The organism is Acinetobacter guillouiae (assembly GCF_002370525.2).
Classification (GTDB): Bacteria; Pseudomonadota; Gammaproteobacteria; order Pseudomonadales; family Moraxellaceae; genus Acinetobacter; species Acinetobacter guillouiae.
Window position 1 is genome coordinate 4351751 of the sequence record NZ_AP014630.1, and the last position, 11890, is coordinate 4363640.

11 protein-coding genes are annotated in these 11890 nt (G+C 39.0%); 4 read left to right on the plus strand and 7 right to left on the minus strand.

Annotated features, from left to right (window positions below):
* Positions 1-22: 22 nt before the first annotated feature.
* The 3 genes from AS4_RS20280 to AS4_RS20290 are packed head-to-tail and all read right to left on the minus strand — an operon-like array spanning position 23 to position 2057.
* Positions 23-415: a DUF4870 family protein gene (locus AS4_RS20280; protein ID WP_096735313.1), complete on the minus strand. Its 393-nt coding sequence runs from the start codon at positions 413-415 to the stop codon at positions 23-25.
* A 31-nt stretch (positions 416-446) separates the two neighbouring features.
* Positions 447-1085 carry a DUF1294 domain-containing protein gene (locus AS4_RS20285; RefSeq protein ID WP_004816587.1) on the minus strand — a complete coding sequence of 213 codons (639 nt, stop codon included), beginning with the start codon at positions 1083-1085 and terminating at the stop codon, positions 447-449.
* 21 nt (positions 1086-1106) lie between these two features.
* The gene (locus AS4_RS20290; protein WP_096735314.1) at positions 1107-2057 is read right to left on the minus strand and encodes a homoserine kinase; all 951 of its coding nucleotides are present in this window, start codon (positions 2055-2057) and stop codon (positions 1107-1109) included.
* Positions 2058-2170: 113 nt separating this feature from the next.
* Here AS4_RS20290 and hisF point away from each other — a divergent pair, with 113 nt between their 5' ends.
* Positions 2171-2929, plus strand: coding sequence for an imidazole glycerol phosphate synthase subunit HisF (gene hisF / locus AS4_RS20295; protein WP_004725324.1), 759 nt, complete (start codon positions 2171-2173; stop codon positions 2927-2929).
* A 451-nt stretch (positions 2930-3380) separates the two neighbouring features.
* Positions 3381-3695 carry a tetratricopeptide repeat protein gene (locus AS4_RS20300; RefSeq protein WP_227504220.1) on the plus strand — a complete coding sequence of 105 codons (315 nt, stop codon included), beginning with the start codon at positions 3381-3383 and terminating at the stop codon, positions 3693-3695.
* A 43-nt stretch (positions 3696-3738) separates the two neighbouring features.
* On the opposite strand, the gene ettA is transcribed toward AS4_RS20300, so the two are convergent.
* From ettA to AS4_RS20315, 3 genes are all read right to left on the minus strand, one after another.
* A complete protein-coding gene (gene ettA, locus AS4_RS20305; protein WP_004816581.1) occupies positions 3739-5400 on the minus strand; it encodes an energy-dependent translational throttle protein EttA in 1662 nt (553 codons plus the stop codon).
* Between the two features lie 180 nt (positions 5401-5580).
* Complete coding sequence (locus AS4_RS20310; protein WP_096735316.1) at positions 5581-6453, minus strand: hypothetical protein; 873 nt, start codon at positions 6451-6453, stop codon at positions 5581-5583.
* A 69-nt stretch (positions 6454-6522) separates the two neighbouring features.
* Entirely contained in the window at positions 6523-8097 is a 1575-nt protein-coding gene (locus AS4_RS20315) for an esterase-like activity of phytase family protein (protein ID WP_096735317.1), read from the minus strand.
* A 241-nt stretch (positions 8098-8338) separates the two neighbouring features.
* On the opposite strand from AS4_RS20315, the gene AS4_RS20320 reads away from it, so the two are divergent.
* Positions 8339-9616: an O-acetylhomoserine aminocarboxypropyltransferase/cysteine synthase family protein gene (locus AS4_RS20320; protein ID WP_004725315.1), complete on the plus strand. Its 1278-nt coding sequence runs from the start codon at positions 8339-8341 to the stop codon at positions 9614-9616.
* A gap of 74 nt (positions 9617-9690) precedes the next feature.
* Here the strand turns inward: AS4_RS20320 and phoU are convergent, their stop codons facing one another.
* On the minus strand, positions 9691-10413 hold the full coding sequence (gene phoU, locus AS4_RS20325; protein WP_004725313.1) for a phosphate signaling complex protein PhoU: 723 nt from the start codon (positions 10411-10413) through the stop codon (positions 9691-9693).
* A gap of 262 nt (positions 10414-10675) precedes the next feature.
* Here phoU and AS4_RS20330 point away from each other — a divergent pair, with 262 nt between their 5' ends.
* Entirely contained in the window at positions 10676-11881 is a 1206-nt protein-coding gene (locus AS4_RS20330; protein WP_096735318.1) for a hypothetical protein, read from the plus strand.
* Positions 11882-11890 lie beyond the last annotated feature (9 nt).

The window sequence follows — 11890 nt, forward strand, 5'->3', positions numbered from 1 at the left end:
CCATCAAGCATTATTAATTCAGTTATATTGGTAAGGCTTGATCATCATTCAGCGCAATAATGCCTCGAATGGCGCGATAGACAATCCATATCCAAGAAATAAATAAAGTGGCAGCACAAAAAATCGTAGCACCCACGGCAACACCCGCAAAGGCATTGACATTATCCATGGTGAAAAATAGAAAAATAAACGGAATAAATGCAACTACCGTCCAGACTAAATACCACCAAAAAGTGCGAATTTGCCATCTAAAATGACTTTCGAAAATCGTACCACGGACTGAATTCAATTTTACATAATTGATAATCAATGCAATGATTGCAAGAATTCCCGCAGAAAAAATTGCAACAATATAAAGGATATATAAAATTAAAGTCAGAGATTTACTATTATTTGGATCAACATAATTATTCATTGTAAGCCCTTTTCAATTTGCTAACGCCCGTTTAAATCTTAAACATATTCAAAGGCGAAATTAACCATAAAATCAATAAAATATTAAAGAATATGGTACACAAATAAATCTTTTTAAAGGGTTGTTTTTGTGTTTTATGTCGTAAGCGTTGCTGTGCTAACCAAGCTGCAGGCCAACCACCTAAAAAAGCTAAAATATGCAGGGTATTTTCAGGAACACGACGCTGATTGCTCTGCGCGGCTTCTTTATCTTGTGCATAAAACCAATAGGTCATCACATTGATAATACTGACAAAAAGAATAAACATGCCATTGAGCAAACCGCTTATGGTCAAGATTGCCAAAGCAATAATATAAACAGCGCACAGAATTTGCATCGGCTGTAATTTAGCCTGCTTTGCTGCATGCAACTGCTTGGCTTTAGCCGCTTGCTGGCTTGTCACTTTCGCCATTTGTGTGGCTTTTAAATACGTGACTTGTTTTGCTTTATAACGCCCTTGACCATCTAATTGCACCACATATTCAAGGGCACAGCCCACGATTGGGCGTGGCCCTTTTTGTGCAAAATCTTTGATGTGTAAAAATACGCGATCTTTTACACCATCATTTGGTTGAATAAAGCCATAGCCTTTATCATCGAACCATTCAACTAAACGACCTTGATCACGCATTTTATTTCCCACAAAAAACTATTAAGCAGTCACGAACTTTAATCTTTCAATCAACATATTACGCATTTCTTTCGGATTTTTCTGCAAAATATCATCACCTGTGCGTGCTTCAGCGGCATTCATCTGAGCGATTTGTAAACGCATCATCCAAAAGCGACCTGCGGCCATCGCCAAATATAACTCTAAACAAGCTCTTTCATCTTCAGTCAAAGGACGAATCGAAGTATATGCATTTAAGAAAGCCGTTGCTTTGGCTTCATTCAAGCGAACACTCGGATATTCTGTGCAAAAGTCATTTAAGGTAATCGCAATATCAAAAAGTAATTCATCTTGATTCATTTCATAAAAATCAAGAATGCCTTTTAACTCATCGCCTTCAAACAAAGTATTGTCACGGAACAAATCTGAATGAATAAAACCTTTCGGTCGATTTGGATACATCATGGTCAGTGCTTCATATAAACCTAAAAGGTTATTCAGCAAAGCGCTATCAGCCACATCCAACGTTGGTTTAATTTGTTGAGCAACGTTATACCAATAGGCATGATCACGCGCCACTTGACGCTGTAATGGGAAGTTTTGTAACGCCACATGCATTTTGGCCTGTGCTACAGCAATTTGCTCAACTTGAGCGATTGTAGAAGGCATCGGATGTTTACCTGACATCCGTGGCGCAATTTGTGCAGGTTTATCTTTTAAGCTATGAATCGACTGACCGCTATGTTTTAACGGAACAGGAACTGCCAAACCTTGTTGCCCCAAGTGTTCTAAGACAGGAATTAACTCCCCTGCTGCTTGTGCATCCATATTTTCAAATAATGTTAATACAAACTGTGTTCCATCAGCACAAATGATAAAATAGTTGGTATTTTGCACACCGCCTTGAATTGGTTTAAGTTCAACCACCTCTAATCCATAAGGTGCTGTAAAGTGTTGAACTTCTTTTAAACTCAAAGTGGTATAAACCGACATAGAAAACCTGCGAAAAAACTTACATAAGTTTGATAGAATAACCGCTTCGACTATCGAGGTGTAGCACCTAAGTCACGAACTTTCATAATCGCCTGTTATTTTTGGAAAAAATTATGCTCGCTAAACGTATTATTCCTTGCCTGGACGTAGATAATGGTCGTGTGGTGAAAGGTGTCCAGTTTCTGGATATCCGTGATGCAGGAGATCCTGTAGAAGTTGCCCGTCGTTATAATGAGCAAGGTGCAGATGAAATCACCTTTTTAGACATTACCGCAACATCAAATGGCCGAGATACCACTTACCGTACGGTTGAACGTATGGCTGAAAGTGTGTTTGTTCCACTTACAGTCGGTGGTGGTGTTCGTAAAGTTGAAGATATTCGTTTGTTATTAAATGCAGGCGCAGATAAAGTCAGCATCAACTCCGCTGCGGTATTTAATCCTGAGTTCGTTCAAGAAGCGTCTCAGCGCTTTGGTGCACAATGTATTGTTGTAGCAATCGATGCGAAAAGAACGGGTGAAAATAAATGGGAAATTTTCACCCATGGCGGCCGCAAACCAACAGGCATAGATGCAATTGAATGGGCGGTCAAAATGGCAGAGTTCGGTGCAGGTGAATTGTTGGTTACCTCTATGGATGCAGATGGGACGAAAGCGGGTTATGACATTGGTCTAATGCGTCAAATCAATGATCGTGTCACCATTCCGACCATTGCATCAGGCGGTGTGGGTAATTTACAACATTTAGCAGATGGTATTTTAAAAGGTGGTGCCGATGCTGTATTGGCAGCCTCGATATTCCATTTTGGTCAATACTCTATTCCTGAAGCGAAACAATACCTTGCTGAACAAGGGATTGAAATGCGTCTTTAATTAATTGTGAGCGCACATATATAGAAGAATGTTATTTTGGCATTCTTTTATATATGCAATTGATTTAGTCTGATTCAAATAGCAAAAATTAAAATACCGAGAATTAAAACACCAAGATAAAACTGATCAATCAACATAAAATCGCCCTCATCCTAGCCTTCTCCCAGAGGAAGAAGGAACTTTAAATACCCATATGATTCACTCAACATAATCACTTTTTGATTTATGAAAGAGATCAAATGATTGATCTCGAATCAGTTTAGCAATACTTTTATATGAAAAAAAATCATGGTTATTGGGATTACTTATTCTGGTTATTTGCTTTAATCTTGTAAGGGTAATTTCATAAAAATAAGCGTGAATCAATATGGATTTAATAAAAATAATACGGAAGCTCAACCAAATCGTCAGCCATAAATACCATTATTCCAGTTCCTATCATGCATTTAAAATGTCTGAATCAATGCATACTTACCACCGTGCAACCAGTTATGAACATCTGGCGCTTAACCAGCGTGACCCTCTTGATTTAGATCAGCTGTTAAATGAAAAAATCCAAAAATACCAACGCAACGCGATTTGGTATTTTTTACATTCAGCACTTAAAGGATATAGCACAGCACAATATAAATTGGGCATGATTTACCTACAAGGCCAGCTCGGCCTATCGCCAGATAAAAAGAATGCATACAAATGGTTGTTGCTTGCCGCCAATCAAGGTCATCTCGAAGCACAACACCAACTTTATCGGCTTTATTTACAATAAAAAACCAGCTCGAAAGCTGGTTTTTTATCTACAAAATTAGTGATTAACCACCAATTTTTTTGTATTTGGTACGTTTTTGCACAGCAGCATCACCCAAACGCGCTAAACGATATGCTTCATATTCAGCATAGTTACCTTCGTAGAATTCTGGCTGTTCATTTTCAAATGACAAGATATGTGTAGCAATACGGTCAAGGAACCAACGGTCATGCGATACCACCATGACAGTACCAGGGAATACAAGAATTGCATCCTCTAGCGCACGTAAAGTTTCAATATCCAAGTCGTTTGATGGCTCATCCAGTAAGATTACGTTGGCGCCCATCTGAAGGATCTTCGCAAGTTGTAAACGGTTACGTTCACCACCTGACAATTCACCAACACGTTTTTGCTGATCTTGACCTTTAAAGTTAAAGCGACCGATATAGGCACGAGATGCGATCTCGTATTCGCCAATTCTTAAGATATCTAAACCGCCAGAAACTTCTTCCCAAACTGTTTTATTGTTATCTAAAGTGTCACGAATCTGACCAACATAAGCAACTTTTACAGACTCACCCAATACAACTGTACCGGTATCTGGTTGCTGTTCGCCTGTCATCATACGGAATAAAGTGGTTTTACCCGCACCGTTTGGACCAACAATACCAACAATCGCAGTTGGTGGTACTGTGAACGATAAGTTTTCATAGAGTAGACGGCCATCAAACGATTTGCTGATGCCTTCAACTTCTACAACCTTATTCCCTAGGCGTGGACCAGGTGGAATATAGATTTCAGAGGTTTCATTACGTTGTTGGAACTCACGTGAGTTAAGCTCTTCAAAGCGCTCCATACGTGCTTTGTTTTTCTTTTGCTGACCTTTAGCATTTGAACGAACCCATTCCAATTCTTTTTTCAATGCTTTAGCAAAAGATTCTTCTTGTTTATTTTCCTGCTCTAAACGTGCATTCTTTTGTTCCAACCAAGAAGAATAGTTACCTTGGTAAGGAATACCATGTCCACGGTCAAGCTCAAGAATCCACTCTGCAACGTTATCCAAGAAATAACGGTCATGGGTAATCGCAACGATTGTACCAGCAAAGTCTTTTAAGAAACGTTCTAACCAAGATACAGATTCTGCATCCAAATGGTTAGTCGGTTCGTCCAGCAATAACATGTCTGGTTTAGACAATAACAAACGACACAATGCTACACGACGACGTTCACCACCTGAAAGTAAGCTTACGTCAGAATCCCATGCTGGAAGATTCAATGCTGCTGCAGCTTGATCCATTTGGTTGCTAAGGTTGTGTGCATCCCAAGCATGAATAATTGCTTCTAATTTCTCTTGCTCTTTTGCAAGTGCATCAAAGTCAGCATCTTCAGCTGCATATTCAGCAAAAACTTCATCTAAACGTGCCAATGCATCTAATGGTTCACGTAAACCATCTTCAACGTTTCCACGCACATCTTTATTTGGATCTAATGGTGGTTCTTGCTCTAGATAACCGATTTTAATACCTGGTTGCGCACGAGCTTCACCTGAGAAATCTTTATCTACGCCAGCCATAATACGGAGTAGGGTAGATTTACCTGCACCGTTTAAACCAAGTACACCAATTTTTGCACCTGGGAAAAATGATAAAGAGATGTCTTTTAGGATTTCGCGCTTAGGCGGAACCATCTTCGACACACGGTTCATCGTGTAAATATATTGGGCCACGTAGGACTCCTCTATAATGAATAGAAATTCGCAAAATGCGAATAAATAAATACCGTCAATTATACGCTGAATTTATCTATTTTTGTTCAGATTTGTCCAATTGATTGAGATATTTTAAAAGCATCAAGAAAACATTTTTCCACACCAATACAGGTAATCAAATCGCGATCTCAAACATGATCACGAACAAAAATTCGGCTGATACTGATATACAAATTGCGTCTTGGTCTGAGTTGAACTTGGTGCATTGTAGTTTGACAATGATTTCAAAGCAGAAAAACTAATGGCAGCACGTTGTACAACCTTATTGGTGTAATTTGCATTTGGGTCTTGGTACTTAAACGAGACTTCAACTACGGTAGGTTTTAATCCTGCATAGGGTGCTTGGGTATACCATAAACTCATATCTACCTCTGCATCAAACTCGCCTAAATCAATGCTAACCCCACGATAACTTCGTTCATAAATGGTGAGTCCACCTACAGGTGATAACAGCTGATTATCACTGATAGCAAAAGTTTCTTTAAATTTTGGAAAATGCGTATGGATGTCTAAAAACTTATTGATTGTCCGTGTATTTGCCACTGTGGTGGATTTACTGGAACCCACCAAAAATCCTTGTGTTGCTGTTTGCGTGATATCATCTTCAAGCTTGGTTTTGGCTCCCGCAGTCGAGCTACTCAAATCGGAAAAATCAGAAAGATAATGGTCATAGCTTCTAAATTTAAGCGTCACTTCAGATGCCCCGCTTTCAATCCGTTCTCGAAAGCTATAGCCCATATTATTGAGTAGACAACTGCTGGGTGAATCATAAAAACGTATCTGGCGTTGCTTGTCTAAGCGCATCGTTCCTGAAACTGTACGGTTAATTTGTTGTGCAATAACCGTTTTGGCTTGTTGCATATAGCTATTTACGTTAGCGGACTCATTAGCATAGCTAAATTTGTCTGGCTGTAACAACAATTTATATTCACGCGATGTCACTTGCGGTACAGACCAAGCAGTTGTAGTGATTAAACTTGTTAGAACGGTGAGAATTGCTATTTTTTTCATTGAGGAACCTATTATTTTTAAATGATGGTTATAGAAAAAGCCGCCTCTTGGGCGGCTGTTGCTATGCAATTATTGGCCTTTTAAATTTAATTTATCCATGATGTATAAGGTATTGATATCAATACGTGTACGCGCCGCATCCAGATACTTTGGCTCCATACCTTTGGCATTATTCCAAAGTCCCATATCGTCATCATTTAAAATCCCAAGTGTCGTACTATTGATCAACCACAGACCTTCCATTTTATCATGTGGATATTTAACCGCTTTCCCCATATCCAGTACCAATGTTTTAGGTGCTGGAACAATATTAAATGCTTTTAAACCGTCCCAGCCTTTATCCAATTGGTATTCTTCTAAGGTCTTGCCCGCAATGGTTAAACCGAGCTTTTCATCTTGTTTGACATCATTTTGTGTTTGAATATCTTCTAAATTGGTGGCTTTGCTTAAATCAATACGATAGACATTTTTCATCACATTGGGCGTATCTTTATAAAACAATCCATCTCGTTCTAAAACCAGAAATTGTGTTGCACTGAGGGCAATAATGGCAGAGTTTGAATTTTCAGCTATCTCTTGCTGATATAAATATTGTGCGACTTTGCCTGTTTCAAGATTAATCGTCACAATACGCGTCAACGTTGATTTATTGACATTTTTATTCGGTAAACTCATGGTCGATTGCATAATCCCAACCAAAGTTTTTTGGTCTGGGCTAATGGTTAAGCCCTCCATCCCTCGATTGGCACGGCGATAGCTAAACTCATTCGGTAAAGTCCAATTGTTGCGTTTATCAGCCTTAAATGGGTTGATACGCCCTATTTCTTTACCATTGGCATCATAATGCACAATATGCGGTCCATATTCATCGCTGACCCAGAACGTTCCATCGTTAAGTGCAGTGAGCCCTTCGCTATCCAAGCCATAATCATCCAATCGAATTGGATTATTCACCACATCGTAAAGCTTGGTTGGATCTACAGTAATCACTTTCCCATTGACATCATATGGTGTTTCCCCAGTGCCACCTAAAGCAGAAGTGTTGGGTAGTCCCGTGATGTCTTTTCCATTAATATCTTTTAAATTGATGGTTTTAATTAATTTCACAGTACCATTGTCTTGAACTTCAAATAAACCAATTTTCGGCACATAGTCTGGAATGGCAAAAACCTTACCTGCGCCATATAATTTATCAGTAAAGTCTGCATTTGGCCCCCGATCGGTCAATGCATAGAATTGTTTTTTATTGCTTGGATGTGCAGCAACATCAGAACCAAAACCACCCTGACGAATATCAAATGTGCTATCAATGGTCGTACCATTCGCAGGGTATCGTCCCAATACATTAAACGGCAATGCTACACCTTGTGCAAACAAATTGGGCTTACAACTGTTTTCGGTTTTAGTGATTTCACTGGCTTCAAGTTTGCCATTGCCATTGCGATCTAAACCGCTCTGCATACGTGTTCCCCCCATTACACAGGCTTCATCACCAAATGCCAATGTTATATTTTGGGTTAAGGTCTTCTGTGATGTTGAATCTTGATCATCATCAGAACATGCGGTCAAACCCAGTAAACTACAGAGGACTAAAGTTAAAGTGCTTTTATGGCGGGTCAGTTTATTTATTGCTGCTTTTTTCATTGTGTTTTTAATAACTGAATTTATGGAATTTGTTATGCTAGTTTCAGCAAATGACACCACAATGACAGCTCACAAACTCAGCGATATTCAGTCTATTTTTCCTCGTTGATACTCAATTTATCTCAGGCTGCATTGTTGGCTTTATCTGTTTTTATGATTTTAAAATATATAAACCCTTGTTTACTTCATATATTTATTTGTTACACTCTATTGAAATTTAATAAAAAGTTGACGGAAGAACATGACATATAAAGACGAAACTCTTGCCATACATGCAGGCTATGAACCAGAAGCAACCACTAAAGCGGTCGCCGTTCCAATTTATCAGACTACCTCTTATGCCTTTGATAATACCCAACATGGTGCGGATTTATTTGACCTCAAAGTTCAGGGTAATATTTATACACGGATCATGAACCCAACGACCGCTGTGCTTGAGCAACGTCTGAGTGCGCTTGAAGGCGGTATTGGTGCTTTAGCATTGGCTTCGGGTATGTCTGCGATCACCTATTCTATCCAGACCATTGCAGAAGCGGGTGACAATATTGCATCGGTTTCAACACTTTATGGTGGAACATATAATTTATTCGCTCACACTTTGCCAAAACAAGGTATTGAAGTGCGTTTCTTTGATTACCAAGATCCTGAAGCATTACGCGGCTTGATTGATGAAAAAACCAAGTTGGTTTTCGTTGAGTCAATTGGCAATCCGCTGGGTAATATTATTGACCTAGATGCCATTGCTAAAATCGCACACGAATATGGTGTACCTGTGATTGTGGATAATACCGTTGCAACACCTGCCCTACTGAAACCTTTTGAACATGGTGCAGATATCGTGGTGCATTCATTGACCAAGTATATTGGGGGTCATGGTAATTCAATTGGTGGTGCGATTGTCGATAGTGGTAAATTCCCTTGGGGCAAATATCCCGAGCGCTTCAAAGTCTTAAATACCCCTGATCCAAGTTATCATGGGGTGAACTATGTAGAAGCTTTAGGTGCAGCGGCATATATCGCCCGTGCACGTGTTGTTCCATTAAGAAATACAGGCGCAGCGATCAGCCCGCTCAGCGTATTCTTAATTTTACAAGGCTTAGAAACACTCAATTTGCGTATGGAACGCCATACTGAAAATGCACAAAAAGTTGCTGAATATTTACAGGCACATCCAAAAGTAAAATGGGTCAACTACGCAGGTTTAAAAGATCATCCACAACATGCTTTGGCACAAAAGTACGTCAAAGGTAAACCGTCTGCAATTCTGTCCTTTGGTGTTGAAGATGGTCGTGAAGGTGGCACCCGTTTTATCGATGCATTACAGCTGTTTACTCGCCTAGTGAATATTGGTGATGCAAAAAGTTTAGCCTGTCACCCAGCAACTACCACTCATCGTCAACTGAATGAAACAGAGCTAAAAGCAGCAGGCGTGAGTATTGATATGGTGCGTTTATCTGTGGGGATTGAACATATTGATGATTTGATTGCTGATTTAGAACAAGCACTTGCTCAAGTGTAATTTTATTTTTGTGATCTTAAATTTTCCAAATAAAAAGACCTGAATCATTCAGATCTTTTTATTTATAAATTCAATTATTTACCTTGAACTTTTTGTTCAATCTCTTCAACACTGGTATGTCGCGCATCAAAACCTTTTGCCATATAAATGACTTGTTCTGAGATATTACGGGCATGGTCACCAATTCGCTCCAGTGAACGCAATACCCACATCACATTGATGACACGACTAATATGACGTGGATCTTCAATCATATAGGTCATCAGTGTACGTGTCGCGGATTGATATTCACGGTCAATATCTGCATCGGCCAACAAAACTTTTAATGCTTGTTCTGCATCCACACGCGCAAAAGCATCTAAAGCATCATGAATCATGACACGCACTTGATTGCCAATATGCCGTGTTTCCATATAGCCACGTGGCGATTCACCCTCTTCACATAAAGTCTGTGCAATACGGGCAATTTTTGCAGCTTCATCACCAATACGTTCTAAATCGGTATTGGCTTTACTCATGGCAATCACCATACGTAAGTCGATTGCAGCTGGATGACGACGCGCCAAAATCAAAGTCAGTGCTTCATCAATTTCTCGTTCATAACGATTGACTGTATTGTCTTGAAATTGAACATCAATCGCCATATTGGCATTGGTATCCAATAAAGCATGCACTGCATTTGCGACTTGTTGTTCTACCAAACCACCCATGGTCATAAATTTGGTATTCACATCCTGTAAGTCCTCATTAAATTGAGAAGATATATGATGGTTTAATACAGGATTACTTGGGCTCAAGGTCAGATGCTCCACACGCAACAAAAACTATTTTCATGGGTTAATATTAAAGCATATTCATTATGAATGTTTTATGACAAGTATTTTTCTTTCAAATGAATTTCTCAATATCGCTCATTTCACTTCTGATCAAAGCAATTTAGAGTAAAGATACTACTACAATTTGCTGAATTTACATATGTCACTTTGCTGTGAGCATCCGTTTACAGCAAATTCACGATGCTGTACTCAGCTTAATTTTTGCAGATCTTAAATCAGACACATGACTCAGTTTCTTGCAAAAAGTAACGTTTCATTATCACAAAACTACAAAATATTTCATTTATTTAGCCTCGATTCAGCGACAATGGCATCGAACAAAACTGAGCTTCTTTTAAATGCTGGTCGAATGAAATTTCCTCGCAATATCCTTCATTTTCTCATTTCAGGCATACTCGTTATCTTGAGTTGCATGGTGGTTATCGCGTGTCAAAAACCCACAACCGACATTGTCAAAGAATCCAAAGAAGCGCCGCAAAAAGAAAATCCAATTCCTGATTTAACGCAAATTTGCCAGAATCTCAAAAATGAGATGCTGGCAATCAATGCAAAAAGAACCACACTTGCGATAGAACAAGTCAATCAAGATATTCGTATGTGTTTGCCCTTGATGAAACCTGCGGAACAAATGGAATTGATGCATCAGTCGAAACGTATGTATCAACAATTTTTACAAATTGAGCGCACTTCAGAACAACAGCAAGCATTTGAAAACTATGCTTTAGATCAAGCTGCATACCCGACCATTCAACAGAGTAAATTTGAACAACTTAATCTGCGTGACCAATATTTATTACGTCACAAAGGCCAAGCGTATATTGAGCTGAGCGAACAAACAGATGATAAAATTGTCTATCGAAGAAGCCCGCAATATTTAGCAAAAGTTTTCGCACCCTATCTAACTGCGCCTGAACAAGTTTTTATCGAAAATCTTGCACAACAAAATACCCAACCGCTTTTTAAAAACCATAAACCCGATATTGAGGCTGAAGAAATTGCAAAAAGAGCTAAGTTTTGGCAAGAATATCTGCAAACTTATCCCAATAGCCCTTTTTTACATGATGCGCAGTTCTTAAAAAATGCCTATAGCAGTTTATTGTTTTTAGGCACTGAAGAAGCACCTATATCGAGCAGTTTTGAAAATCAAACTGATATCGATGCAGCCAGCTGGTTGGTGATTGAACGCTTGGCAAAATCCAATGATGGTGAGCTTTCAGCTCAGGCCAAGAAGTTTGTTCATTTTTTAGCGATGAGCAAAGAGCAAAGACAGCAAAAAATTCAAATTAGTGAAAAAGAACGCACTAAACTGGAAAATATCCCTCAATTATTGGCGCTGTCCCAGCTCAATCAATATCTAAATTTAAGCCCGATCGACTTTAAGCATGTTAAAAAAGATTGCTTTAGTGATGCGATTTGTTCTAACAGTTAGATGTTATTT

What these genes read in the sequence shown, in the direction of transcription:
- AS4_RS20280 (WP_096735313.1), bottom strand. Translation starts at nt 415, where the DNA reads ATGAATAATTATGTTGATCCAAATAATAGTAAATCTCTGACTTTAATT.
- AS4_RS20285 (WP_004816587.1), bottom strand. Translation starts at nt 1,085, where the DNA reads ATGCGTGATCAAGGTCGTTTAGTTGAATGGTTCGATGATAAAGGCTAT.
- AS4_RS20290 (WP_096735314.1), bottom strand. Translation starts at nt 2,057, where the DNA reads ATGTCGGTTTATACCACTTTGAGTTTAAAAGAAGTTCAACACTTTACA.
- hisF (WP_004725324.1), top strand. Translation starts at nt 2,171, where the DNA reads ATGCTCGCTAAACGTATTATTCCTTGCCTGGACGTAGATAATGGTCGT.
- AS4_RS20300 (WP_227504220.1), top strand. Translation starts at nt 3,381, where the DNA reads ATGTCTGAATCAATGCATACTTACCACCGTGCAACCAGTTATGAACAT.
- AS4_RS20310 (WP_096735316.1), bottom strand. Translation starts at nt 6,453, where the DNA reads ATGAAAAAAATAGCAATTCTCACCGTTCTAACAAGTTTAATCACTACA.
- AS4_RS20315 (WP_096735317.1), bottom strand. Translation starts at nt 8,097, where the DNA reads ATGAAAAAAGCAGCAATAAATAAACTGACCCGCCATAAAAGCACTTTA.
- AS4_RS20320 (WP_004725315.1), top strand. Translation starts at nt 8,339, where the DNA reads ATGACATATAAAGACGAAACTCTTGCCATACATGCAGGCTATGAACCA.
- AS4_RS20330 (WP_096735318.1), top strand. Translation starts at nt 10,676, where the DNA reads ATGACTCAGTTTCTTGCAAAAAGTAACGTTTCATTATCACAAAACTAC.